Source organism: Streptomyces sp. NPDC002232 (genome assembly GCF_042890295.1).
Lineage (GTDB): Bacteria > Actinomycetota > Actinomycetes > Streptomycetales > Streptomycetaceae > Streptomyces.
This window is the reverse complement of sequence record NZ_JBIARV010000003.1, coordinates 585,996-610,854: the sequence shown is the minus strand read 5'-3', so window position 1 is coordinate 610,854 and position 24,859 is coordinate 585,996. Positions and strand designations below refer to the sequence as shown.

At 75.1% G+C, this 24,859-nt stretch carries 20 protein-coding genes; 13 read left to right on the top strand and 7 right to left on the bottom strand.

The annotated features are described in order from the left end of the window. Nucleotides 1–27 precede the first annotated feature (27 nt). The 5 genes from ACFYXU_RS15265 (at nt 28) to ACFYXU_RS15245 (ending at nt 4,593) form a co-directional block, all read left to right on the top strand. A complete protein-coding gene (locus ACFYXU_RS15265) occupies nt 28–594 on the top strand; it encodes a YciI family protein (protein WP_376514827.1) in 567 nt (188 codons plus the stop codon). A 99-nt stretch (nt 595–693) separates the two neighbouring features. After that, the gene (locus ACFYXU_RS15260; RefSeq protein WP_361403061.1) at nt 694–975 is read left to right on the top strand and encodes a pyrimidine/purine nucleoside phosphorylase; all 282 of its coding nucleotides are present in this window, start codon (nt 694–696) and stop codon (nt 973–975) included. A 201-nt stretch (nt 976–1,176) separates the two neighbouring features. Next, nucleotides 1,177–2,652: an FAD-dependent monooxygenase gene (locus ACFYXU_RS15255; RefSeq protein ID WP_376514829.1), complete on the top strand. Its 1,476-nt coding sequence runs from the start codon at nt 1,177–1,179 to the stop codon at nt 2,650–2,652. Nucleotides 2,653–2,793: 141 nt separating this feature from the next. After that, complete coding sequence (locus ACFYXU_RS15250) at nt 2,794–3,735, top strand: ScbA/BarX family gamma-butyrolactone biosynthesis protein (RefSeq protein ID WP_389406633.1); 942 nt, start codon at nt 2,794–2,796, stop codon at nt 3,733–3,735. Between the two features lie 15 nt (nt 3,736–3,750). Further along, on the top strand, nt 3,751–4,593 hold the full coding sequence (locus tag ACFYXU_RS15245; RefSeq protein ID WP_389406632.1) for an SDR family oxidoreductase: 843 nt from the start codon (nt 3,751–3,753) through the stop codon (nt 4,591–4,593). 60 nt (nt 4,594–4,653) lie between these two features. Here ACFYXU_RS15245 and ACFYXU_RS15240 read toward each other — a convergent pair whose 3' ends face one another. Then, nucleotides 4,654–5,832, bottom strand: a complete 1,179-nt coding sequence (locus tag ACFYXU_RS15240; RefSeq protein WP_389406631.1) for an acyl-CoA dehydrogenase family protein — start codon at nt 5,830–5,832, stop codon at nt 4,654–4,656. 205 nt (nt 5,833–6,037) lie between these two features. Beyond that, nucleotides 6,038–6,238, bottom strand: a complete 201-nt coding sequence (locus ACFYXU_RS15235) for a hypothetical protein (protein WP_329852849.1) — start codon at nt 6,236–6,238, stop codon at nt 6,038–6,040. A 158-nt stretch (nt 6,239–6,396) separates the two neighbouring features. Between ACFYXU_RS15235 and ACFYXU_RS15230 the strand changes: the two genes are divergently transcribed. Further along, nucleotides 6,397–7,254: a siderophore-interacting protein gene (locus ACFYXU_RS15230; protein WP_389406630.1), complete on the top strand. Its 858-nt coding sequence runs from the start codon at nt 6,397–6,399 to the stop codon at nt 7,252–7,254. Here ACFYXU_RS15230 and ACFYXU_RS15225 read toward each other — a convergent pair. Next, nucleotides 7,251–10,553 carry a BTAD domain-containing putative transcriptional regulator gene (locus ACFYXU_RS15225; RefSeq protein WP_389457961.1) on the bottom strand — a complete coding sequence of 1,101 codons (3,303 nt, stop codon included), beginning with the start codon at nt 10,551–10,553 and terminating at the stop codon, nt 7,251–7,253. The genes ACFYXU_RS15230 and ACFYXU_RS15225 overlap by 4 nt on opposite strands. 263 nt (nt 10,554–10,816) lie before the next feature. Between ACFYXU_RS15225 and ACFYXU_RS15220 the strand changes: the two genes are divergently transcribed. Both ACFYXU_RS15220 and ACFYXU_RS15215 read left to right on the top strand, forming a co-directional pair. Continuing rightward, nucleotides 10,817–12,901, top strand: coding sequence for a SpoIIE family protein phosphatase (locus ACFYXU_RS15220; RefSeq protein WP_376514841.1), 2,085 nt, complete (start codon nt 10,817–10,819; stop codon nt 12,899–12,901). 10 nt (nt 12,902–12,911) lie between these two features. Next, nucleotides 12,912–13,940: a PHP domain-containing protein gene (locus ACFYXU_RS15215; protein ID WP_389406628.1), complete on the top strand. Its 1,029-nt coding sequence runs from the start codon at nt 12,912–12,914 to the stop codon at nt 13,938–13,940. 203 nt (nt 13,941–14,143) lie between these two features. On the opposite strand, the gene ACFYXU_RS15210 is transcribed toward ACFYXU_RS15215, so the two are convergent. Both ACFYXU_RS15210 and ACFYXU_RS15205 read right to left on the bottom strand, forming a co-directional pair. After that, nucleotides 14,144–15,541 (bottom strand): NADP-dependent succinic semialdehyde dehydrogenase, encoded by a 1,398-nt coding sequence (locus ACFYXU_RS15210; protein ID WP_389457959.1) that lies wholly within the window; start codon nt 15,539–15,541, stop codon nt 14,144–14,146. A gap of 100 nt (nt 15,542–15,641) precedes the next feature. After that, a complete protein-coding gene (locus tag ACFYXU_RS15205) occupies nt 15,642–16,319 on the bottom strand; it encodes a ThuA domain-containing protein (protein WP_389457957.1) in 678 nt (225 codons plus the stop codon). 144 nt (nt 16,320–16,463) lie between these two features. Between ACFYXU_RS15205 and ACFYXU_RS15200 the strand changes: the two genes are divergently transcribed. Both ACFYXU_RS15200 and ACFYXU_RS15195 read left to right on the top strand, forming a co-directional pair. Then, nucleotides 16,464–17,279, top strand: a complete 816-nt coding sequence (locus ACFYXU_RS15200; protein WP_389457955.1) for a DUF3626 domain-containing protein — start codon at nt 16,464–16,466, stop codon at nt 17,277–17,279. Nucleotides 17,280–17,468: 189 nt separating this feature from the next. After that, nucleotides 17,469–18,275 (top strand): class II aldolase/adducin family protein, encoded by an 807-nt coding sequence (locus tag ACFYXU_RS15195; RefSeq protein WP_389406625.1) that lies wholly within the window; start codon nt 17,469–17,471, stop codon nt 18,273–18,275. Here ACFYXU_RS15195 and ACFYXU_RS15190 read toward each other — a convergent pair. Further along, nucleotides 18,239–18,901 (bottom strand): TetR/AcrR family transcriptional regulator, encoded by a 663-nt coding sequence (locus ACFYXU_RS15190; protein WP_376514850.1) that lies wholly within the window; start codon nt 18,899–18,901, stop codon nt 18,239–18,241. The two genes, ACFYXU_RS15195 and ACFYXU_RS15190, sit on opposite strands and share 37 nt — an antisense overlap. A gap of 100 nt (nt 18,902–19,001) precedes the next feature. On the opposite strand from ACFYXU_RS15190, the gene ACFYXU_RS15185 reads away from it, so the two are divergent. The 3 genes from ACFYXU_RS15185 to ACFYXU_RS15175 are packed head-to-tail and all read left to right on the top strand — an operon-like array spanning nt 19,002 to nt 23,407. Further along, nucleotides 19,002–21,668, top strand: a complete 2,667-nt coding sequence (locus tag ACFYXU_RS15185) for an FHA domain-containing protein (RefSeq protein WP_389406624.1) — start codon at nt 19,002–19,004, stop codon at nt 21,666–21,668. A gap of 45 nt (nt 21,669–21,713) precedes the next feature. Further along, entirely contained in the window at nt 21,714–22,421 is a 708-nt protein-coding gene (locus tag ACFYXU_RS15180) for a hypothetical protein (protein WP_389406623.1), read from the top strand. After that, complete coding sequence (locus tag ACFYXU_RS15175; protein WP_376514855.1) at nt 22,418–23,407, top strand: serine/threonine-protein kinase; 990 nt, start codon at nt 22,418–22,420, stop codon at nt 23,405–23,407. The genes ACFYXU_RS15180 and ACFYXU_RS15175 overlap by 4 nt, the downstream gene beginning before the upstream one ends. 53 nt (nt 23,408–23,460) lie before the next feature. Here ACFYXU_RS15175 and ACFYXU_RS15170 read toward each other — a convergent pair whose 3' ends face one another. After that, on the bottom strand, nt 23,461–24,813 hold the full coding sequence (locus ACFYXU_RS15170; protein ID WP_376514857.1) for a streptophobe family protein: 1,353 nt from the start codon (nt 24,811–24,813) through the stop codon (nt 23,461–23,463). Nucleotides 24,814–24,859: the final 46 nt, after the last annotated feature.

Genomic DNA, 24,859 nt, shown 5'->3' with positions numbered 1-24,859 from the left:
TCGCTCCCGCACCACATCCTGACCCCCATGGAATTCCTCTGCTACCACCGTGACCGGCCCGGCTCGATGCCGCTGCGACAGGCCCTCGTCGAGGCGCACTGGGCGTACATGGACGGCTTCGCGGACCGGCTGATCGCCCGGGGGCCGACCTTCGACCCGGCGGGCGAGACCTGCACCGGGAGCGTGCACATCGTCGACCTGCCCGACGCCGCCTCGGCCCGGGCGTTCGCCTTCGACGAGCCCAACTACCAGGCCGGTGCCTACCGGGACGTCCTGGTGAGGCGGTGGCGCAACACGCTGGGACGGACGATGTGGGAGTTCCCCGGCGGCCGCGAGGGCGGCCACCGCTATCTGGTCCTGGGCTTCGGCGAGGGGGAGCCCGTCGACCTCACGCCCCCGGCCGACGCGGTGGACGGGGAGGACCTCGTCGCCTACGGCCCGCTGCTGTCCGACGACGGCACCGCCTGGGTGGGCACGGCGGCCCTGGTGCGCGCGCCGGACGCGGCGGCGGCCGCTGCGGTGCTGCGGACCCCCGACCGGTATGCCGGGATCGAGGTCCACGACTGGGCCTTCGGCGGGCGCCCGACGGCCTGAGCATCCAGCAGGTGAGACCGGCCGGGGGCACCGCCCCGGCCCCGTCTAAGGTGCCCGTGTCCGCGGCCGCCCCGCCGCCCGTTCTCACCGAGGATGCCCATGTTTACGGTCAACGAGTACTTCGACGGCTCGGTCAAGTCGATCGGGTTCGCCCAGGAGCAGGGCCCGGCGACGATCGGCGTCATGGCGCCGGGCGAGTACGAGTTCGGCACGGCCGCCCCGGAGATCATGCGCGTGGTCAGCGGCGCCCTGACCGTCAGGCTGCCGGGGGCCGAGGCGTGGCAGACCTTCGCCGCCGGGGAGGAGTTCAAGGTCCCCGGGGACAGCAGGTTCCAGCTCAAGGTCGCGGTGGACACCGCCTACCTCTGCGAGTACCGCTGACCTTCCGGTCGGCCGTGCCGGGACGCCCGCGTCGCCGGGTGACGGTTTGCCGTGACCGCCGTACACAGCCGTACAGGTGTACTAGATTCGATCATCACGGCTGACCGGGAGTCCCGGAGGGGGCCCGGCGGATCGGCCCGGACCACGAGGGGACGGCCCGCGACCGCCGCACCCACCCACCGGCGGAGGAGCGAACCTGCCATGCGCACTACCACCCACACCGAGACGGTCGTCGTCGGAGGGGGGCCGGTCGGCATGCTGATCGCCGCCGAGCTGGGGGCGTACGGGATCGACGTCGTGGTGCTGGAGGAGAAGGACGCGACGTCCGCCCGGCCCAAGGCCGGGACCCTCCACGCCAGGGCCGTGCAGGCGCTGACCCGGCGCGGCTACCTCGGGCTCCCCCGGTCCTCGGACGCTCCGGTGACCGAGCCGTTCCACTTCGCCGGCATGCCCGGTCTGACCATCACGGTCCCCGCGGCCGAGCCCGAGCCCATCCTCAAGCGGGCACAGGCCGATCTGGAGCGGGAGTTCGAGGAACGGGCCAAGGAGCGCGGGGCGACCGTCCTGCGCGGCCACCGGGTGACCGCGCTGCGCCAGGGGCCCGACGGGGTCGACGTGGTGGCCGAGGGGCCCGGGGGCGAGCACACGGTCCACGCCAGGTACCTGGTCGGGGCCGACGGCGCGCGCAGCACCGTGCGCCGGGAGGCCGGCTTCACCGAGGACACCCACCCCGCGACGGTCTCGGCGATGATGGGCCTGGTCCGGCTGACCGAGCCCGACAAGGCGCCGCGCGGCTGGTGCCGTACCGAGCGGGGCTGGGTCATCGCGAAGCCCGTCCGCGACGGGCACTCCCTGGTCCGCACGCTCGACTGCGAGGGGCCCCACCCCGACCGGCACGCCCGGGCGACGGTGCGGGACCTGCGGGACGAGGCGTCCCGTATCGCCGGATACGACATCCCGATGGAGGACGCCCTCTCGGTGACGCGGTTCAGCGACTTCACCCGGCTGGTGCGTCACTACCGCGAGGACCGCGTCTTCCTGGCCGGGGACGCCGCGCACGTGCACTTCCCCATCGGCGGACAGGGACTGAGCACCGGAGTGGTCGACGCGCTCAACCTGAGCTGGAAGCTGGCCCACACCCTGCGCGGCACGGCGGGCGAGGGGCTGCTCGACACGTACGACGCCGAGCGCAGGCCGGCCGCGCAGCGGGTCGTCGACAACACGCGCGTGCAGTTGACATTGATGCGCCCCGCCGCCGAACTCGATCCGCTCCGCGCGATGGTCACCGAACTGCTGACGCTGGACGAGACCCGCAGGCACGTGGGCGACCTGATCAGCGCCCAGGAGACGGTGTACCCGGCCCGCTCCGGCACCGGCTCCCGGTGGGAGGGGCGGTTCCTGGAGAACATGACGGTGAGCGGCGGCGCGGAGCCGCGGGACCTCACGGGGCTGCTGTCCGGCACCCGGCCCCTGCTCCTCCTGTCCGGCGGGCGGGCCGCGGCGTACGGCGAGTCGGCCCGGGGCTGGGCCCACGTGCTGAACACCGTCGTGGCCTCGCCGGACGCCGCCCTGCCGTGCGACGCGCTGCTGGTCCGCCCGGACGGGCACGTCGCCTGGGCCTCGGACGCGGGCGACCTCACCGACGCGCTGCGCCTGTGGTTCGGCGAGCCCCGGTAGGGGCCGGCGGGCGGCGGCCCGTCCGCGCACGAGGGCCTCGTCGTCCGGCGAGGACCTGAACGACGCATGCGAACATTCGTCTGGTTGGATTCTGGTTCGGGCGCGGCTCACCTACCGCCACCGGCGACCTCGGGGGACTTCATGAACACGACGACGATCGACGAGGGAAGCCTCCGGTCGCCCAGCGGGCCCTTTCCCGCGTCACTGGCCCAGCTGCACCGCGCCAGGGAGACCGACGCCTTCCCGCTCAGCTGGACGCGGACGGACGAGGACCACTACTCCGTCACCGCCCGCTGGCCCGCCGCACACCCCTACTTCGCTCCGGTGCACGGCCACCGCCACGACCCCCTGCTCGTCACCGAGACCATGCGCCAGGCCACCCTGCTCGTGCTGCACGCCGGCTACGACGTGCCGGTGGGGCACCACTTCCTCCTGTCCGAGCTGCACTTCACCTGCCGCATGGACCGGCTGGGCGTCGACGAGGGGCCCGCGGAGGTGGAGGTGCAGCTGGTCTGCCGCGACGTGAAGCGGACCCGTGGGCTCGTCTCCCATCTCCGGGTCGACGCGGTCGTGCGCCGCGCGGGGTCGGTCGTGTCCCTGGGCACCCTCCTGGGGCGGATCGTCGGCCCGGAGGCCTACCGGCGGATCCGGGGCGAGCGTGCCGTCCCGGGCTTCGAGGTCCCCCGGACGCCTCCGGTGACGGCCGCGCTCGTCGGGCGGTCGCGCGCGGAGGACGTCCTGCTGTCCCCCACGCCGCAGGACCGGACGTGGCGGCTGCGCGTCGACACCAGGCACCCGATCCTGTTCCAGGGCGAGAAGGACCACGTGCCCGGGATGCTGCTCCTCGAAGCCGCCCGGCAGGCGGCCGCCCTGGAGACGCCGTCCGAGCCGTTCGTCCCCTCCTCGGGACGCATCAGCTTCCAGCGCTACGCGGAGTTCGGCACGCCCTGCTGGATACGGACCCAGGCCCTGCCCGCGCCGGGCGCGCCGGGCGCCGGTACGACCGGCATCACCATCACGGGGAGCCAGGACGACGGCGCGGTGTTCCACGCCGAGCTCTCCTCGGCCCTTCCCCCCTGCTGACGGACGGTAACGCACATGATCCTTGTCACCGGAGCGACCGGCACGGTGGGGCGGGAGGTCGCGCGCCTGCTCGCCCCCGCCCACCCCGTGCGCGTCCTCACCCGGCGGCCCGAACTCGCCACTTTCCAGGGGCCCGACGTCACCGTCGTCCGCGGCGGCTTCACCGACCCCGAGAGCCTCCACCGGGCGCTCACCGGAGTCCACGCCGCCTTCCTGGTCACCAACCGGGTGACGGAGGAGGACGACGCCCGGTTCATCGACGCGGCCCGCGCCCGCGGCGTACGGCACCTGGTCAAGCTCTCGGCGGCCGCCGTGGAGGATCCGGAGGCGGACGACCTCGTCACCCGCTGGCAGCGCGCGAACGAGCGGACCCTGCGGGAGTCGGGACTGGAGTGGACCCTGCTGCGCCCCCGGTCCTTCATGTCCAACACGCTGTCCTGGGCGTCGGCCATCCGGTCCGACGGCGTCGTGCGCGCGCTGTACGGGGAGTCCGCCAACGCCTGCGTGGACCCGCGCGACATCGCCGAGGTGGCGGTGCACGCCCTGACCGGGGACGGGAAGGGCGGCCGCGTGCACGCGCTCTCCGGTCCGGCGGCGGTCACCGCGCTCGAACAGACCGCCGTGCTCTCCGAGGTTCTGGGAAGGCCGCTGCGCTTCGAGGAACTGGGACCGGAGCGGGCCCGCTCCGCCCTGCTGGACCGCTACCCCGAGGCGATCGCCGACGCGCTGATGCGGAGCGCCGAGCGCCAGCGGGCCGGCGCGAAGGCGCGGGTGGACTCCGCGGTGCCCGAGCTACTGGGACGACCCGCGCGGACCTTCGCCACCTGGGCGGCGGACCACGCGGCTGCCTTCGCCTGACCCGGCCGGTCGGGGGGTCCGGGGGGGCCGGTCGGTCCGGGGGGGCCGGGGGGCCACCCGCTACCGGCGGACGCGGGGCATGCCCAGGCCGATCCAGGAGATGATCTCGCGCTGGATCTCGTTGTTGCCGCCGCCGAAGGTGAAGATGACGGCCGAGCGGTAGCCCCGTTCCAGTTCGCCGTGGAGGACGGCGCCCGCCGAGCCCTCCTTCAGCGCGCCGGCCGCGCCGACGACCTCCATCAGGGCGGCGTACGCGTCGCGCCGGGCCTCGGAGCCGTACACCTTGACGGCGGAGGCGTCCTGGGGGGTGAGGGTGCCGTCCTGGACGGCGCTCACCATCTGCCAGTTGAGCAGCTTCATCGCGTCGAGCCGCGCGTGGGTGCGGGCCAGGGCGCGCCGCACCCAGGGGAGGTCGACGACCCGGCGGCCGTCGGAGAGCGGGGTGCCGACGGCCCAGCGCTGCACGTCGTGGAGGGCGCGGATCGCCATGGTGCCGTGGGCCGCGAGGGTGACCCGCTCGTGGTTGAGCTGGTTGGTGATGAGCCGCCAGCCCTTGTTCTCCTCGCCGACGCGGCGGGAGACGGGGACGCGGACGTCGTCGTAGTAGCTCGCGGTCGTGTCGTGCGAGGCGAGGGTGTTGATGATCGTGCAGGAGTAGCCGGGGTCGCCCGTCGGCACCAGGAGCATGGTGATGCCCTTGTGCGGCGGGGCGTCGGGGTCCGTGCGGACGGCGAGCCAGACCCAGTCGGCGGTGTCGCCGTTCGTCGTCCAGATCTTCTGTCCGTTGACGACGTACTCGTCCCCCTCCCGCACCGCGCGGGTCTTCAGGGCCGCCAGGTCGGTGCCCGCGTCGGGCTCGCTGTACCCGATGGCGAAGTCGATCTCGCCGGACAGGATCCGGGGCAGGAAGTACGCCTTCTGCTCGTCGGTGCCGTACCGCATGATCGTGGGGCCCACGGTGTTCAGCGCCATCAGCGGCAGCGGCACACCGGCCTGCGCGGCCTCGTCGAAGAAGATGAACTGTTCCATGGGGGTCAGCCCGCGCCCGCCGTACTCGGTGGGCCAGCCCACTCCGAGCCAGCGGTCGGTGCCCAGGCGCCGCACCGTCTCCCGGTAGAAGCGCTTCTGGGCGGCCGGGTCCGCGTACCGGGTGTGGACGTCGTCCGGGACCAGCCCGGCGAAGTACGCCCGCAGCTCGGCGCGCAGGCTGTTCTGTGCGGGCGTGTACTCGAGGTGCATGGCGTCCTCCCGTGGCGGGCGTCCGTCGGTGTCCGCGCGATCCGCGCGCGGCGTCCGCCGCGCCCCGTGCGGTGCGACGCGCGACGGCGGCCACGGTAGAACGTGTTCCACAAATGCGGAAGCCTCGGGAGCGCCCGGAACGTCCGCGGCCCCGGCTCGGGCGACCGAACCGGGGCGTGCGGGAGGGTGAGCGGGCAGCTTGTTCCTAGGGCAGGAGCTCGTCCATGCAGGCGCGGCCCTTCTCGGCCATGCGGCGTTCCGCCCAGGCGAGATTCTTCGGATTCACGTCACGGCCGGAGGCGAGGACCACGTCCTCCGGCGTGAATTCGCCCTCCGACCCTGTGTGCAGCAGCCGGTCGGGCGTCGGGATGTCCCCCTGGGACGTCTTGTCGGGCTCAGCGTTCATGCCGCCTCCTACGTGTGCGTCCGGCACTCGCCATTCTCGTGTCCGCTCCCCGCGCGCGCATCCGGGACCGCGGACCTCCCGTGTCGACGGCCTGTCGACGGCGTGTCGGCCGGCCCGGGGAGGGTGGGGGCCCGGACCCGCCGACCGAGGAGCCCCCGATGACCCAGCGCCCATCCGCGTCCCTGCCCCTGCACCGCATGACGGTCACCGCCGTCCGCCCGGTCACCCCGCGCATGCGCCGGGTCACCCTCGGCGGCCCGGGCCTCGACGGCTTCGCCCTCGCGGGCCCCGACCAGCAGGTGAAGCTGTTCTTCCCCCGTCCTGGCCGGACGGAGCCGGTACTGCCGGTGCCCGGTCCCGGTGACGACGCGATGCGCTGGTACGGGGCCTACGCTGCGCTCCCCGAGGCCGACCGTCCGTGGATGCGGAGCTACACCCTCCGCGCCCACGACCCGGCGGCCGGAACCGTCGACGTCGACTTCCACCTCCACGGGGACGCCGAGGACGAGGGCCCCGCGACGCGCTGGGCCCGCTCGGCGCGCCCCGGCGACGTCCTGGGCATGTTCGGCCCGTCGGCGGCCTTCGCGGTCACCGTCGACCCGGGCGCGGGCGACTGGACGCTCCTGTACGCCGACGCCTGCGCCCTCCCCGCGCTGGCCACCGTCGTCGCCGCGCTCCCGCCGGGGCAGCGGGCCCTCGCGTACCTCCAGCTCCCCGACCCGGCCGAGGAGCAGCCGCTGCCGACGGCGGGCGATCTGACCATGCGCCTCCTGCGCGACGGCGACTCGGCGGCCGGGGCGGTGCGGGCGGACCGGCTGCCGCCCGGCCGGCCGTACGTCTGGCTCGCCGGCGAGGCCTCGGCGGTGCGCGGGCTGCGGCGCCACCTCGTCGAGGAGCGGGGTGTCGACCGGCGCTCGGTGCACTTCAGCGGGTACTGGCGGCGCCGCCTCGCCCAGGACGACGCGCCGACCCCGGAGGACCTGGCCGAGGCGCGCGAGCGCCTGTCGCTCGGCTAGGGCGTGTCGTCCGCCGGGGCGCGGACGAGGTCGGCGGCGGCCCGGACGGAGAGAGCCGTGCCCTCCTCGTACCGGCGGGTGTACGCCTCCGGGGACGTCGCCGCGCGGAGCACGGTCTCGGCGCGCGCCCGGATCGCGGCCTCGGTCCTCGGCGTGAACGGCCGGAACCCGCCGCCGGTGTCGGCGACGGCGTGCGCGTCGTACGCCCCCAGGAGCCGCGCGCCCGTCCCGGCGTCGCCCGGCCGCCCGCGTCCGCCCCGGGCCCAGGCCGCCGTCGCGAACTGGGCGACGACGAGGTGCGGGGCGACCAGGTGCGCGAGGGACTCGATGTCGACGACGGCCCGCGCGAGCCGCTCCAGGGCCCGGTCGTGGTCGCCGTCGAGGCAGTCGAGCCACGCCCGCGTCCCGCCGGCCAGGCCCCAGAACAGCGCGGGGGTGACCTTGCCGAACTCCTCCTCCAGCAGATCGATCTGCGCACGGGCGAGACGGGTGCGACCGGTGTGGCCGTAGTGCTGGGCGAGCAGGAGCCGGCCGGTGCCGGCGGCCTCCGCGCCCCACTGCCCGCTCTCGTCGGCCGCCGCCACCAGGAGCCGTTCGGCCACCGCGTCGCCCTCAGGGGCGAGGCGGAGCCGTACGGCCGCGAGGCGGGCCGTGAAGACGGGCACCTGGGAGCGGGCGCCGACCCGGGCGGCGGCCTCGGCCGCCCGCTCGAGGTCGGCGGCGGCCTCGGCGAGCCGGTCCTCCCGCTCGTGGACCTCGCCCCGGGCCGCGAGGGACTCCGCGATGCCCCAGGAGTCCCCGGCGGCCTCGAAGTGGACGAGCGCCTCGCCGGCGTCGGTCCCGTGACCCGCCAGCTTGGCCCGCATGAGGAGCGCGAACCCCAGGTCCCAGCCGGGCCCCTGGGCGCGGCAGGCGTCCACGACCAGCGTCAGCGTCTCGTCGAGTCCGGTGAGCTCACCGGTCATGAGCCGGGCGAAGTACCACATCGTGCCCGGCTGCCGGGAGGTCTGCGGGAGGCCGGGACGGTACGCGGCGACCAGGGCGGAGAGCCGGGCGCGGGTCTCGGGCCGTTCGAGGACGGTCTCGCCCTCGGTGCCGCCCCCCTCGCTCGCGAGCGCGTACATCCGCCCGCCGCGCCGCGCCTCCCACAGCCGCTCGCCGCTCCACGGCGGCGGCACGTCCAGACACCGGCCCTCCAGCGGTCCGGCGGGGCGGACGGGCTCCCGGAAGGGGTCGGGGCCCAGACGGCAGGCCTCGACGGCCCAGGTGCGGGCCTCGGCCTGGTGGTTGCGGAGCTGCCAGAACCAGCTGAGCGCGTGGACGAGGCAGAGCGCCTCCTGCTCCTCGCCGAGCGCGACGGCCGTCCGCAGGGCGCCGCGCAGGTTGTCGTGCTCCAGCTCCAGGCGGGCGACGGCGGCCACCTGGCCGGGACCGCGCAGCTCCGGGTCGGTCCGCCGGGCGAGCTCCCGGTGGTACGTGAGGTGCCGGCGCTCGGCCGCCGCCCGCTCCCCGGCCTCGTCGAGCCGCTCCCCCGCGTACTCGGCGACGGTCTCCAGGAGCCGGAAGCGCATCCCGCCCCCGTCCGGGGCGGCCACGACGAGCGACTTGTCGACGAGGGAGCCGAGGGTGCCGAGCACATCGAGGGCGGCGCCGGGCGGCGCGGGCGGCGCTCCCGGGCCGTCCGCGCACACCGCCTCCGCCGCCGCCAGTTCGCACCCGCCCGCGAACACCGCGAGCCTCCGGAGCACCGCCCGTTCGGACGCGACGAGGAGGTCCCAGGACCAGTCCACCACCGCCCGCAGCGTCTGCTGGCGCGGCAGCAGGGTCCGCGCGCCCGAGGTCAGCAACCGGAACCGGTCGTCGAGCCGGTCCGCGATCTGACGGACCGAGAGGATCCGCAGCCGGGCCGCCGCCAGTTCGATGGCCAGCGGCAGCCCGTCCAGCCTGCGGCACACCTCCTCCGCGGCCTCCGGGTCCCCCGCCGGGTCGAACCCGGGGCGGGCCGCCGCGCCCCGCTCCTCGAGGAGCCGCAGCGCCATGTCCCCGGGCAGCGGCCCCAGGGGCCGCACCTCCTCCCCCGGCACCCCCAGGGGCTCCCGGCTCGTCGCGAGGACCGTCACGCCGGGACAGCGCGTGAGGAGCGCCTGCGCGAGCTCCGCCGCCTCGGCGACGACGTGCTCGCAGTTGTCGAGGACCAGCAGCATCCGGCGCCCGGCGCAGTGCTCGACGAGCTCGGCGAAGCGGCCCCCGGGTCCGGCCCGGTCGACGGCGGGCGTGTGCCAGAGCTGGGTGTCGCGGGCCCCGAGCGCGGTGAGGACGGCGGCGGCGACCGTGGACTCCTCGCGTACGAAGGCGAGTTCGGCGAGGTGGACGGGGCCCTCGTACGTCCCGGCCGCCTCCAGGGCGAGCCGCGTCTTGCCCACGCCGCCCGGCCCGGTCAGCGTGACGAGCCGCCGCCCCGCCCAGCCGGCGGCGAGCGCGGCCAGTTCGCCGTCCCGGCCGATGAACGAGGTCAGGCGGGCCGGGAGGGTGCCCGACGTCGGCGGCGGGGCGGGGTCGGGGGCCTCCTCCGAGAGGAGCCCGGCGTGCAGGGAGCGCAGTTCCGGCCCGGGGTCGGTGCCGAGGCGGTCCGCGAGGGCGACGCGCACCTCCTCGTACACCGCGAGGGCCTCGGCCGGCCGTCCGGCGGCCCGCAGCGCGCGGATGCGCAGCGCCTGGAGGGGTTCGTCGAGGGGCTGTCCGGCCGCGAGCGCGGCGAGGGGCGCGAGCACGGCGGCGGCCCGCCCGAGTGCCAGGTCGGCGGCGAGCCGGTCGCGTCGCGCCTGGGCGTGCCGCTGCTCGACCCGTACGACCAGGGGCTCGGCGTCGCGGCCGGGGAGGTCCGCGAGGGCGGGTCCGCGCCACAGTCCGAGGGCTTCGTCGAGGAGGGCGACGGCGCGTTCGGCCTGCCCGGCGGCGAGGGCGGCGGCGCCCTCCGCGGCGAGCCGTTCGAAGCGGTGCAGGTCGACAGCGTCCGGCCCGGCGGCGAGCCGGTATCCACCGCCGGGCGCGGAGACGACGGCCTCACGGCCGAGCGCGCGGCGCAGCCGGCCGACGAGGGCCTGGAGCGCCGCCGTACGGTCCTGGTCGTCGTCCGCCCACACCTGGTCGACGAGCGCGCCGGGACCGACGGCCCGTCCGCCGGCCGAGGCGAGCGCGGTGAGCAGGGCCCTGAGCCGGGCGCCGCTCAGGACGGCCTCGGTTCCGTCGTCGGTACGGAATGCCTGGCACGGACCGAGAACACGGTAGGACGGCTGCACCGGCCCATTCTGCCCGTCACGGCCACCTGCCCGGAGTCCGGGGAGGGGCGGCCGGGAGCCGGCCCGGCCGCGGCCGGGCCGTCGGGGCCTCCGGGCCGAGGCCGTCGTGGGTCCGGGCCCACGCGGCTCCCGCCTCCACGTCGCGGCCCACCCGGCTCCCGCCCCCCTCGCCGAGCCCGCCCCCGCGAGCGGACGCGGCGAACTCGCGCCACGCCGTGTCATCGCCATGGCGTCCACGGGGTGCGGGTTCGACAATGGGGAGGATGACCGATGACGACCGGCATGCGCGCAGTGGCGAGATCGGGCCCGCCGAGTGGCTCGCCATGAACCGGACCGGCAGCTTCGACTGGGATCTCGACACGGGCACCATCGATGTCGACGAGTCGGGGCTGCTGCTCTTCGGCGTGGCCCCGGACGCCTACGACGGCCGCCCGGTGACGCTCGTGACGCGTCTGGCGCCCGACGAGCGGGCCAAGCTGGAGGGTGTCGTCCGGACGGCGGTCAGGGGCGGCGCGGTGTCGTACACGGCGCACTTCCCCATCCAGCAGGCCGACGGTTCACCCCACTGGACCCACGTGCAGGCGCGGATCCTGCGCTCGGCGGACGGCCGGGCCCGGCGGATCGTCGGGGTCGTGCGGGACACGACCGCCGAGGTCGCGCACGTCGCCTTCGTCCAGGAGCTGGAGAAGCGCCGCGAGGTCCAGACGAGCATCGTCGAGCGGACGACGAACGCGCTGTCGCGCGCGGTGACCGTGGACGACGTGACGGCCGCCCTGACGGGTCCGGGCGGTCTGGCCCGGCTCGGCGCCGACGGTCTCGCGCTCGGTCTCGTGGAGAACGGTTCGCTCAACATCATCGCGCTCAGCGGCGAATCCCTCGACATCCTCAACGACTTCCGCAGCCGCCGCCTCGACCGGAAGCTGCCCCTGGCGGACGCGGTCCTGAGCGGGCGGCCCCGCTTCGTCTCCTCCTTCCCCTCGCTGGGCCGGGACTTCCCCGAGCTCGCCCCGTACGTGGCCCGGCTCGACTTCCGGGCGGCCTGCTACCTCCCGCTGGTGGCGCAGGCGCGGTCGCTGGGCGGCATGGCGCTCTTCTACCGGGGCCGCACCTCGTTCAACGCCGACGAGCGCAACCTCGCCCTCGGTCTCGCGGCGATCGTCGCCCAGTCGCTCCAGCGGGCGATCCTCTTCGACGAGGAGCGGGAGCTGGCGACCGGGCTCCAGGCCACCATGCTGCCGCGCAGGATCCCGCAGTTCAACGGCGGGGAGATCGCCGTCCGGTACCACGCGGCGTGGAGCGGACGGCAGGTCGGCGGCGACTGGTACGACGTGATCCCGCTGCCCCGCGGCCGGGTCGGGATCGTCGTCGGCGACGTCCAGGGTCACGACACGCACGCCGCCGCCATCATGGGGCAGCTGCGGATCGCGCTGCGGGCGTACGCCGGCGAGGGCCACGCCCCGTCGACCGTTCTGGCCCGGGCCTCGCGGTTCCTCGCCGAGCTGGACACCAACCGCTTCGCGACGTGCACGTACGCGCAGGTGGACCTGGCGAGCGGCACGCTGCGCGCCGTGCGGGCCGGGCACCTCGATCCGCTGATCCGGCACACGGACGGCCGGGTCGGACAGCCCAAGCTGCGGGGCGGGCTTCCGCTGGGCCTGGCGACGGTGTTCGGGGAGGAGGAGTTCCCGGAGACCCGGCTCGACCTCGTGCCCGGCGAGACGCTGGTGCTCTGCACGGATGGCCTCGTCGAGCAGCCCGGCACGGACATCGCGTCCGGGCTCGCCGCGCTCTCGAACGCGATCGGCAGCGGCCCGCCGCAGGCGGAGGCCCTCGCCGACCACCTCTCCGAGAGCCTCTGGGAGCGGTGGGGCTCGGGTGACGACGTGGCGCTCCTGGTGCTCCGCCGCAGCCCCGATCCGGGCACGCCCCGGGCGCCGCGCATCCACCAGTACATCCACCAGGCCGACCCGCAGGGCCTCTCGGACGCGCGCGCGGCGGTGGGGCAGGCGCTCCGCGACTGGGGCATGGAGGAACTCGCGGACGACGCCGAGCTGTTGACGGGCGAGCTCCTCGTGAACGTCCTGCTGCACACCGAGGGCGGGGCCGTACTGACCCTGGAGGTGCTGCCCGAGCCGGTGCGGCGGGTCCGGCTCTCGGTGCAGGACCGGTCGAGCGCCTGGCCCCGGCGCCGTACCCCCGGCGAGGCGGCCACCTCGGGGCGCGGGCTCCTCCTGCTCGACGCGCTGGCGTCCCGGTGGGGCGTGGAGCCGCGCGGCGAGGGCAAGGCGGTGTGGTGCGAGATCGGACCGGCGCAGGTGGCGGCGGAGTCCGCCCCGGGCCGCGCGTGAGGAGGTCGCCGTGGATCCCGTGGCCGCCCTGAACCGCATCGCGTTCCTGCTCGAACGCGCCCAGGCGCCCGGCTACCGGGCGCGTGCCTTCCGCACGGCCTCGGCCGCCGTCGCCGCCCTGCCGGAGGGCGAGGCGGCCCGGCGCGCGGCGGCCGGCACGCTGGAGTCGATGAAGGGCGTCGGCCCGAAGACGGCGGCGGTGGTGCGCGAGGCCCTGGAGGGCCGGGTGCCGGAGTACCTGGCGCGTCTGGAGGAGGAGCTGGAGGCCTCGCTGGGCCCGGCGGACGGCGACGGGCGGGGCGGCGAGTCGCTGCGGGCGGCCCTGCGCGGCGACTGCCACCTGCACTCGGACTGGTCCGACGGCGGCGCCACGATCGAGGACATGGGCCGTGCGGCGGCGGCGCTCGGGCACGAATGGGCGGTGCTCACCGACCACTCGCCGAGGCTCACGGTGGCGCGGGGCCTGTCGCCGGAGCGCCTGCGGGAGCAACTGGACGTGGTGGCGCGGCTCAACGAGGAGTGGGCGCCCTTCCGGCTCCTGACCGGGATCGAGTGCGACATCCTGGAAGACGGTTCGCTCGACCAGGAGCCGGAGCTGCTCGCCCGGCTCGATCTGGTGGTCGGCTCGGTCCACTCGAAGCTGCGGATGGACGCCCGGTCGATGACCCGGCGCCTGGAACGGGCGGTGCGCAACCCGCTGTTGGACGTCCTCGGGCACTGCACCGGGCGGTTGGTGGCGGGCGGGCGGCTGCGGCCGGAGTCCGAGTTCGACGCGGAGCGCGTCTTCGCCGCGTGTGCCGAGTCGGGTACGGCGGTGGAGATCAACAGCCGCCCGGAGCGCCTCGATCCACCGCGGCGGCTGCTGCGGCTGGCGGTCGCGGCGGGCACGTACTTCGCCGTCGACACGGACGCCCACGCGCCGGGCCAGCTGGAGTGGCAGATCCTGGGGTGCGCGCGGGCGGAGGAGTGCGGGGTGCCGCCGGACCGGGTGGTCAACACCTGGCCGGCGGAACGCCTGCTGGAGTGGACGGCGGGCTGACGGGTCCGGCCGGGCGCGGGCACGCGGTGGGGCGAGGAGCGGGTCGGGCGCGGGCGCGCCGTAGGGCGCGACGGGTCGGGGGCGGGCGCGCTGTGGGGCGCGAGGCGGGTCGGGGGCGGGTCGGGCGGGGCGTCCGGGACCGTCGGCCGCCCCGGAGCGTGTTGCCCCGGGCGGCCAACCGAGCGGGCCTGGCCGTCAAGCGGTCAGGCGCGCTGCCAGACCGTGGTCGCGTTGCAGAACTCGCGGATGCCGTGACCGGACAGTTCGCGGCCGTAGCCCGAGCGCTTGATCCCGCCGAAGGGCAGGGCGGGGTGCGAGGCGGTCATGCCGTTGACGAAGACGCCGCCTGCCTCCAGGTCGCGTACGAAGAGTGCCACGTCGTCCGAGGAGCGCGTCCACACGTTGGAACTGAGCCCGAACGGGGAGTCGTTGGCGACGGCCACGGCCTCCTCGATGTCGCCGACCGCGTAGACCGTGGCGACCGGCCCGAAGGCCTCCTCCTGGTGGATCCGCATCTGCGGGGTGATGCCGGTGAGGACGGTGGGCCGGTAGTACCAGCCGTTCCGCAGCTCGGGCTCCTCGGGGCGCCGTCCGCCGCAGAGGGCGGTGGCGCCGCGCGCCACGGCGTCGTCGACGAGCGCCTCCAGGTCGGCCCGGCCCTGCTCGGTGGCGAGCGGACCGACGTCGGTCGACTCGTCGAGGGGGTCGCCGACGGTGAGGGCGTTCATGGCGGCGGTGAAGCGCTCGGAGAAGTCGTCGTACACGTCCCGGTGGACGATGAACCGCTTGGCGGCGATGCAGGACTGGCCGTTGTTCTGCACGCGCGCGGTGACGGCCGTCTTCACCGCCCCGACGATGTCGGCGGAGGGCATGACGATGAACGGGTCGCTGCCGCCGAGCTCCAGGACGGTCTTCTTCACCTCGTCGCCCGCGACGGCGGCGACGGCCCGGCCCGCGGGTTCGCTGCCGGTGAGGGTGGCGGCCACCACCCGGGGGTCGCGGAGGACGCCCTCGACCTCGCGGGAGCCGATGAGGAGGGTCTGGAAGCAGCCGTCGGGATAGCCGGCCCGGCGGAAGAGGTCGCCCAGGTAGAGGGCGGTCCTCGGGACGTTGGAGGCGTGTTTGAGCAGGCCGGTGTTGCCGGCCATGAGCGCGGGCGCGGCGAAGCGGATCACCTGCCAGAGCGGGAAGTTCCACGGCATGACGGCGAGGATGGGCCCGAGGGGCCGGTAGTGGACCCGGGCCCGGTCCGCGCCGGAGTCCTGGACGTCGCTCTCGGCCGGGTGCTCGTCGGCGAGCAGTTCCTCGGCGTTCTTGGCGTACCAGCGCATGGCCTTGGCGCACTTCGCCGCCTCCGCGCGGGAGGCGGCGATGGGCTTGCCCATCTCGGTGGTCATCGTGCGGGCGATGTCCTCGTTGTCCTCGTCGAGGAGGGTCGCGGCGGCGCGCAGGAGCCGGGAGCGTTCGGCGAAGGGCGTCGTGCGGTACTGGCGGTACGCCGCGTGGGCGGCGGCGACGCGCCGCTCGACCTCCTCGGGCCCGTGGGCCTCGTACGTGCGCAGCGTCTCGCCGGTCGCGGGGTTCACGGTGGCGATGGCCATGACGTTCCTCCTCCTGCCCTCGGCCCCCGTCTGCAACCTTCCGCTCCCTGGGCGCCGGCGCAACAGGGGCGGGGCGGTGGGGTGACCCCGGGCGGCGGTCTCAGGAGGGCGAGGGCGGGCCGGTGAGCCAGGCCAGGGCCCCGGAGAGGTGGGCGCGGAAGGCCGGGTCGAGGTAGGCCTCGGAGGCGTGCCCGAGGGCGGTGAAGAAGACGCGCCCCCGGTCGATCTCCCGGCACCAGACGAGCGGGTGGTCGTCGCCGTGGGTGCCGCCCCGGTAGGCGGACTCGTCGGCACGGGCCAGGATCCGGGCGCCCGAGGCCCCCGGGTGGGAGGTGAAGTTGTACCACTCGTCGGTCCAGGACCAGCGCTCCGGGAGCGCAGCGGTCGCCGGGTGGTCGGGGGCGTCGACGAGGACCCGGCCGGGCTGGACCTCGGGGTGGCCGTCGAACCGGGTGCCGAGCAGTTCGCCGTAGAAGGGCCAGTCCGGTTCGGCGTTGGCGGCGGCGTGCACGGCGAGCAGTGCGCCGCCGCCCCGGAGGTACGCCTCGAAGGCGGTGCGCCCCTCGGGCGTCAGGACGTTCCCGGTGGTGGACAGCAGCACGACGGCGGCGCAGCGGCCGAGCCGGGCGGGAGCGAAGGCCGCCGGATCCCCGGTGACCTCGACGGCCCGCCCGAGCCCCCGGGCGAGCTCGGCGAGGGCGGCGGCGCCGGCGGGGATGGAGTCGTGGCGGTATCCCGCCGTGCGGGTGTAGATCAGGACGTCGTCGGCGGTGGGCACGCGGGGACTCCGGGGCGGTGCGAGACGGGACGGCGAGGGGGCGAGAGCTGGGGGAACACGAGAGAAAGCGCTTACCCCACCGTCCCGACCGTATCGGCCGAAAACCCCGCGCCGCAAGCCCCGGAGCTCCGGCAGACTGCCGCGATGACATCCCTCCATGATCACGGGCGCCGGGCCCTCGCGCACGTGACCGCCCGCTCAGCCGGCACCCCGCTCGACCCGGCCCTGCGCGTCACCCTCAACTTCCATCCGACGTTCCTCCACCGCCTCGCGGACGACGGGGTGTACCGCTCCCAGTTCGTCACCGGCACGAGCAACGGCGGCCTCACCGCCCACCACGGCGGTGACCGGTGGCGCTGGGAGAGCCGCATCTTCGGCGGGTGCTACGACGGGGCTCCGGCGGAGACGCGCCCGGTCTACGGCGCGCTCGACTTCCGCCGCCGTCCGCACGGAGCGGCACCCCGCTTCGGCTCGGCCCATCTGCGGCTCACGGCCGCCGCCGTGGACCGGGCGACCTTCTGCCATCCGGACAGCTTCCTGGAGCCGGAGGACTTCGGCGTCGCGTCCCGGATGCGGCTGATCGCCCTGGCCGAGGCGGCCGGCGGGGACCCGCTCGACGACTACGTCGAGGCTCAGGTCCACGGACCCGTCGTGATCGGGCGGGACGTCGAGGCGCTGGTCCTGGACCCGAGCCACCGGGGCACAGAGGTGGAGGAGGCCGCCCGGCGGCTGCCCTGCCCCGTGGAGTGGCACGCGGGCTTCGACGTCTCCGTCGACGAGCTGCGGCGGCACCCCGGATTCCGGGGGCCCGAGTACGTGGCGCTCGCGGCCCGGATCGCCGTCGACGGGCGGCTCGACCCCCGGACCGTGCAGGAGGCGGCCTCGTCGGGACGGTACGACCCGCAGGACGTGAAGAAGGTCTGGCACTACCTGGCCCGCTTCGGCGCGCCCGGGGCCTGACGTCGATTCGGCGCGCCCGGGGCCTGACGTCGCGACCGCACGAGGGACCCCCGAGGGCCCCGCACGAAGCACCGCGCCGGGCTCGGGGCCGTGGGCGGCGCCCGTGCAGCCGATCCGTTGTCGTATCGGATACATCTCTGTATCTTTTGGCGCGCCGTACGTCCCGGCCCCGCACCCCGAGGAGTCGTCATGAGTACCGTGCCGCCCGCACTCGCCGCCGCCGTCGGACCGCTGCCCGAGGGCGCCGTCGTGCCGCTGCCGCCCTCCTTCGACTCCGTCGAGGAGGAACGCCGCCACCGCAAGGAGCAGCTCGCCGCCGGGTTCCGGATCTTCGGCAGGTTCGGCTTCTCGGAGGGCGTCGCCGGGCACATCACCGTCCGCGACCCCGGCGACCCGAACGCCTTCTGGGTCAACCCCTTCGGCATGAGCTTCACACAGATCAAGGCCTCGGACCTGATCCTCGTGGACCACGAGGGCACGGTGCTCGAAGGCCGCCGGCCCGTGAACCGGGCCGCGTTCGTCATCCACTCCCGGGTCCACGCCGCGCGTCCCGACGCGGTCGCCGCCGCGCACTCGCACTCCCTGCACGGCAAGGCCTTCTCCAGCCTCGGCATCCCGCTGGACCCGATCACCCAGGACGCCTGCGCGTTCTTCGAGGACCACGGCATCTACGACGACTACCGGGGCGTGGTGAACGAGACGGAGGAGGGCGAGCGGGTCGCCAAGGCCCTCGGCGACTTCAAGGCGGTCATCCTGAAGAACCACGGGCTGCTCACCGTCGGGCACTCCGTCGCCGAGGCCGTGTGGTGGTTCGTCACCATGGAGCGCTCCTGCCAGGCGCAGCTCCTCGCCATGGCGGCGGGCACCCCGCAACTCATCGACCGCGCGACGGCCCTGCTCACCCGGGGGCAGATCGGCGGGCACCTGGCCGGCTGGTTCCAGGCGCGCCCGCTGTGGGATCAGATCACCGCGTCCGACCCGGACCTCTTCGACTGAACCGGGGTCTCCCGGCCGGGGATCTCCCGCGTCGTGGCCTCCAGGAGGGGGGCGAGGAACTGCCGCTCCAGCGAGCCCGGCGGCAGCTCCGCGGGCTCCACGTAGCTCTGGGCGAGGCCGCCCTCGCGCAGGGCGATGAGGAGGCGGGCGAACCGGTCGGGCTCCACGGTCAGTTCCCGTCCGGCGCGGCGCAGGACGAGCGTGAGGCCGCGGGCGATCTCCGCCCGGAGCCGCGCGTCGTGGCGGGCGAGCACCCACGCGGCCTGCCGGTCGCGGATGGCGTGCAGGGTGAACTCGGTGGTGACGAGGTACCACTCCCGCTCGTCCGGGTCCACGCGGGCGGCCAGCTCCGCGAGCCGGGTCAGGGTGTACTCCTCGGGGCTCAGCGCGTCGATGGCGTCGGCGAGGCGCCGGACCGTCCGCTCGCTGTGCTCGTCGAAGAGGGCGAGGAAGAGCTCTTCCTTGCTCGCGAAGTTCGAGTAGTACGCGCCCCGGGTGTATCCGGCGCGCTCGCAGATCTGCTCGATGGTCGTCGCGTGGAAGCCGTGCTCGGCGAAGGTCTCCAGGGCCGCCCTCAGGAGCGCCGCGCGGGTGCGGGGCCGGCGCCTGGTGACACCTTTCGGCACGGGTGGGTCCTCCTCGTTCGGGCCGCTCGCGCGGCGGACGCCCACCTTACCGGCGCCCTCTTCCCGGGCGGCGATCAGCACCGGCGGATAAAATTCACGCATGGCAGAGCGGCCCTCCGTGCCCGCGGCCCCCGGTCTGGTCCTGGAGATCGACGGGGACGCGACGCTCATCGATCCGCGCCGCGTCTATCGCATCGGACGCGACCCCACCAGCGACATCGTGCTCTCGGACGCCCGGGCGTCCTGGCACCACGCGGTGCTGAGCGCCGCCGGGGGCCACTGGACGCTGGTCGACGAGGACAGTACGAACGGGACGTTCGCGGACGGCCTGCGGGTCGCCCGGCCGCGGGAGGTCGGCCCCGGGACGGTCGTACGCTTCGGGCATCCGGACGACGGTCCGCGCGCGGTGCTGTCGACCCGTGACGGTCGCCCGGAAGAGGCACCCGCCGCCGAGCCGGACTCCACCGGGCCGGACGCCGCAGGGCCTGACCCCGCAGCGCCGCCGCCCGGTGCCGGGGCCGCCCCCGCCGCCGTACACCTGCCGAAGGCCCCGCTGCCGGAGGAGCCCTGGCCCGAACCGGAGCCCCCGACGCCCGAGCCGCCGGCACCCGACGAGCCCCCGACGCCGGAGCCCCAGGCACCCGAACCGTCCGTACCCGAGGAACCCGCGCCCCCCGCACCCGAGCCGTCCCCCTCCTCGCGGCTCGACTCCCGCGGGCCCGACGCCCCCGCTCCCCGGCCCGCGGCGCTCCAGCCGCCCTCCGTCGTGCGTCCCGCCGCGACCGGGACCTTCCGGCAGCCCACCTCGGTGCGGCCGCTGCCCGCGCACACCGTCCGGATCGGGCGCGCCCCCGACAACGACGTGGTCGTCTCCGACCTGGTCGTCTCGCGCCGGCACGCCGAGCTGCGTGCCCAGCCCGACGGCACCTACCGGATCCACGACCTCGGCAGCCACAACGGCACCTTCCTGAACGGCGCTCCCGTCGTGGACGCCCGGGTCACGGCCGAGGACATCGTCGGCATCGGCCGGTCCGCGTTCTGTCTGATCGGCGGGCAGCTCGTCGAGTTCACCGACACCGGCGAGGTCTCCCTGGACGTCCGCTCGCTCGCGGTGACCGTCGACCACGGGCACAAGACCCTGCTGGACGAGGTGTCGTTCCCGGTGGGCCAGAAGTGCCTGCTGGCGGTCGTCGGCCCGTCCGGCGCCGGGAAGTCGACGCTGCTCGGCGCGCTCACCGGTCAGCGCCCGGCCGACCGGGGCACGGTGCTCTACGACGGCCGGGACCTGTACAAGGACTACGCGGAGCTCCGCCAGCGCATCGGTCTCGTCCCGCAGGACGACATCCTGCACCTCCAGCTCACGGTCCGCCGGGCCCTCGGGTACGCGGCGGAGCTCCGCTTCCCCGAGGACACCGTGGCGGCCGAGCGGCGGGCCCGGGTCGACGAGGTGATCCGGGAGCTCGGCCTTGTGGAGCGCGCCGATCAGCCCATCCACAGTCTCTCCGGCGGCCAGCGCAAGCGGGTGAGCGTCGCCCTCGAACTGCTCACCAAGCCCTCGCTGCTGTTCCTGGACGAGCCGACCTCCGGCCTCGACCCGGGCATGGACCGCTCCGTGATGCACATGCTGCGCGGGCTCGCGGACGACGGCCGCACGGTCGTCGTGGTGACGCACAGCGTGCTCAGCCTCGACGTGTGCGACCGCCTCCTGGTGCTCGCGCCGGGCGGGCGGGTCGCGTACTACGGTCCGCCCGGCGACACCCTGGACTTCTTCGGCTTCGAGCAGTGGCCGGAGGCCTTCGAGGCCTTCGAGAACGAGCGCGACCGCGACTGGGCCGGGCAGTACCGTTCCTCTCGCTTCCACCGCCGTTACATCACGGACGCGACGGCCCGCCCCGACGTCCCGGTGCCCGCGGGCGGCCGGCCGGGTGGCGAACCGGCGCCGCCGCCGAAGGCCCAGAGCTGGGGCTCCCAGCTGCGGACGCTGGTCCGCCGTTACGCGGCGGCGCTCTCCGCCGACCGGACCTTCCTCGCGATCATGATCGCCCTGCCCTTCGTGATGGGCGCGATGGCGAGGGCCCTGTCGGAGGGCAGCCTCAACCCGGAGTCGACGCTGAACGTCCTGCTCATCCTGTGCGTCGGCGGCGTGCTGACCGGCGCGGCGAACGCGGTGCGCGAACTGGTCAAGGAGCGGACGATCTACCGGCGCGAGAGAGCCGTCGGTCTGTCCCGCTCGGCCTACCTCGCCTCCAAGGTGGTCGTCCTCGGCGTCATCACGGTCGTGCAGGCGGTGGTGCTGACGCTGGTGGCCCTGATCGGCGTGCCGCTGAACGTGCCCGGCGGCAAGGGGGTCCTGATGCCCCCGCTGATCGAGATCACCCTCGCGGTGGCGCTGCTCGCCTTCACGGCGATGATGCTCGGTCTGCTGGTCTCCGCGCTGGTCCGCAAGGAGGAGGTGACGATGCCGCTGCTCGTCCTCCTCGCGATCGTCCAGGTGGTCTTCTGCGGGGCGCTCCTGAAGGTGCGCGGCACGCCGGTCCTTGAACAGCTGGCCTGGCTGGTGCCCTCGCGGTGGGCGTTCGCGGCGATGGGTGCGACGATCGACATCGGGAAGATCGCGCCGAGCGAGAAGACCGCCGATCCGCTGATGCGGCACACGGCGGAGGCCTGGCTGTTCGACATGGGCATGATGGTGGTGCTGTGTCTCGTCCTCGCTCTGGCCGTGTCCCGGCTGCTGCGCCGCCACGAGCCGGTCGTCATGCGGAGGTAGGCCCGTGGAGACAGCGCGCAGGGGCCCCGTGACGGAGGTGAGACCGTGAGCGTCCCCGTACCCGAGTACGTACCGGACTTCCGGCCCACGCACGTGGTGCCGCGCTCCGGTCTCTCCGCCTGGGAGGCGCCCGATCCGGGGCTGCCCACGACGTCCCTGGACGCCTTCCTGCCGGTGCGTCTGGAGGAGCGGACGGGCGACTGGGGCCGGGTGCTGTGCTCCAACGGCTGGACCGCGTGGGTCGACGCGCGCCTCCTGGTGTCCGTGCCGGACGATCCTCCGGCGGCGGGCGGTCCCCTGACCAGGACGGCCGATCCGAGGCCGCTCATGGCCCGCGCCGAGGACGCGCTCGGCCGCTACCGGCGGGCGGCGGAGGAGCTGGGCGCCGGGCGTCTCGACGGCGAGGGCTTCCGGCTGCGGACGCGCGGCCTGCGGGTCGGGATGGTCGTGGACGGGGAGTCGGTGTGGCTGTACGACGCGGAGCACGAGCGCTGGGTGTACGGCGACGGGGTCTCGCTCCGTACGTACGCGGCGTCGGCGGCTCCGGCACCCGGCGCCGCACCGGAGGCCGAGGAGCCCGCGGAGGCGCCGCCCGGCCACGAGCCGACGCAGGTGGTGCCCCAGGTGGATCCGGAGACGGCGGCCGGGCACGAGCCGACCCAGGTGGTGCCCCAGGCGGATCCGGAGACGGCGGCCGGGCCGCCGCCCACGCGGGTCGTGGGGCCGACCGGTCCGGCGGGTGAGGGGCGATGACGACGGGCGGGGACCCGGGGATCCCGGCGGGCCGGCCCTCCGGCCTGCTCGGCAAGGAGATCGCGGGCTACCGGGTGGAGGGCGAGATCGGGCGCGGCGGGATGGCGGTGGTGTACCGGGCGCTGGACCTGCGTCTGGACCGTACGGTGGCGCTGAAGCTGCTGGCGCCGGAGCTGGCCCGCAACGACACCTTCCGCAGGCGGTTCGCGCACGAGTCGCGGGTCGCCGCCTCGATCGACCACCCGCACATCGTGCCGGTCTTCGAGGCGGGCGAGACGGAGGGCGTGCTGTACATCGCGATGCGGTACGTGGCGGGGCAGGACCTGGCGGCGCTGCTGCACCGCGAGGGGCCGCTGCCGCCGGTGAAGGCGGGCCGGATCGCGGCGCAGGTGGCCTCGGCCCTGGACGCGGCGCACGCGCACGACCTGGTGCACCGGGACGTGAAGCCCGGCAACGTCCTGGTCGCCGAGGGCACCGACGGCGACCATCCGGAGCACGTGTACCTGACCGACTTCGGGCTGACGAAGAAGTCGCTGTCACTGACGGGCTTCACGACGGTGGGCGAGTTCGTCGGGACGCTGGACTACGTGGCGCCCGAGCAGATCTCCGGCAAGCCGGTGGACGGCCGGTGCGACGTCTACAGCCTGGCGTGCGTGGTCTTCGAGACGCTGGTGGGGGTGCCGCCGTTCCGCCGCGATTCCGACTACGCGGTGCTGTGGGCGCAGCAGTACGATCCGCCGCCGCCGTTGTCCGAGGTCCGGCCGGGGCTGCCGGAGGCCGCGGACGCCGTCTTCGCGAGGGCTCTGGCGAAGACGCCCGAGGAGCGGTACGGGACGTGTCTGGAGTTCGTCGCGGCCCTGCGGGGCGCGCTGGCCGGCGCATCACCGGGCGGTCCGGTGGTGGCGGCGCCGGGGCCCCGGGAGCCCGGTCCCCCGCCCGAGCCGCCCGCGTGGGCGCGTCCGGTCTTCCGGGAGCTGGGCGGCTGAGGGTGGCTCCTGCGGGCCCTATACGCCCTTGACGTCCTACCCGCCGTGACGTCCTACCGACCCCCGGGGTCCTGCGGACCCTTGCCGCCGTCGCCGGTCCCGACCTCTCCCCTACGGTGGACCCGGGAGGCGAGGAGGCCGCCGACGAGGCCGCAGGCCAGGCCCCAGAGCAGGGCGAGGCCGGCCGTCCTCCAGACGTCCGGGCGGAGCACCACCCGGGCGCCGAGGGAGGCGAGGTCGCCGATGCCGAGGACCGAGAGGCCGAAGCGGGCCTCGACCAGGGTGACCGGTGCGGCGACGAGCATGGTGAGCGCGAAGGCGACGCCGAGGTGCAGGGAGTGCTGCCAGAGCGCCGTCCGGGCCGGGGAGCGGACGGCCGCGAGGAAGGCGGCGGCGAGCACCAGGACGGCGGCGACGGGCAGCAGCCACCACGCGCGCGCGTCCTGGGCGGCGAGCGAGGACAGGTCGACGGTCGAGAGGTCGGGGCTGTCGCCGTCGCCGCGCAGGACGGCGTCCAGGATCTGGGGCATGGGCAGGCCGAAGGGGCCTTCCGCCGTGCCCTGCCAGGAGCCCCCGATGCCGACGCCGAGGGCGAGCCAGGTGATGTTGGGGAGGCCCAGGAGGAGGACGGCGAGGGTCTCCGCGGCGTGCCCCTTGGTCGCCGCGACGACGATCCCGATGACGAGGCCGACGACGACGTACGCGAGGAGCAGGAGGAGCATCGCGAACGCGGCGGGGCGGACGGGTTCGTGGTAGCGGACGAGCCGGGGCGGCAGCGGGGTGCGCCGGGAGACGAGGAGGGCGACGGCGAGCACGCCGAGGATCCACAGGAGTCCGTAGAAGAGCGTGGGGCCGAGGTCGGTGCGGAAGCCGACGGTGGGGTTCGCGGCGTCCAGGAGGTCGCCGAAGAGGTCCATGAGGGAGTCGTCGGAGGTGCCGCCGCCCAGGGTGAGGGGGAAGTCGTGGCGGGCGAGGGCCGAGAGTCCCGCGAGGGCCGCCAGCCAGAGCACGACGACGCTCGCCGCGCGGAGCAGGAGTTCGCGGGTGCTGGCGACCGCGTGGTGGCGCAGCGGGCGCAGGAAGCAGAAGCCGGTGACCAGTGCGCCCACCAGGGTGACGGTGAGCGGCATGGCGGTGAGTTCGGCCTGGGTTCCGGCGAGGGCGCCCGCGTCGCCGGAGAGTTGGACCTTGCCGCCGGAGGCCATGACGACGACCGCGGCGAGGACGGCCACGAAGCCGCCGGGCAGGTCGGCGGCGCCCGCGGCCCAGAGGCCGAGGCCTGCGACGACACCCATCGCGACGAACCCGGCGACCACGGCGGCCAGGGCCTGGAGGACGACGCGGGCGAGGGGACGTGCCGGGGGCGCGGCGGACCGCGCTGAGGTGGGGAGCCGACTGCTCGTCACGCTGCCCACGCTAGTACCGGTGCCGGGGGTCCGCTTGCGGACAGGG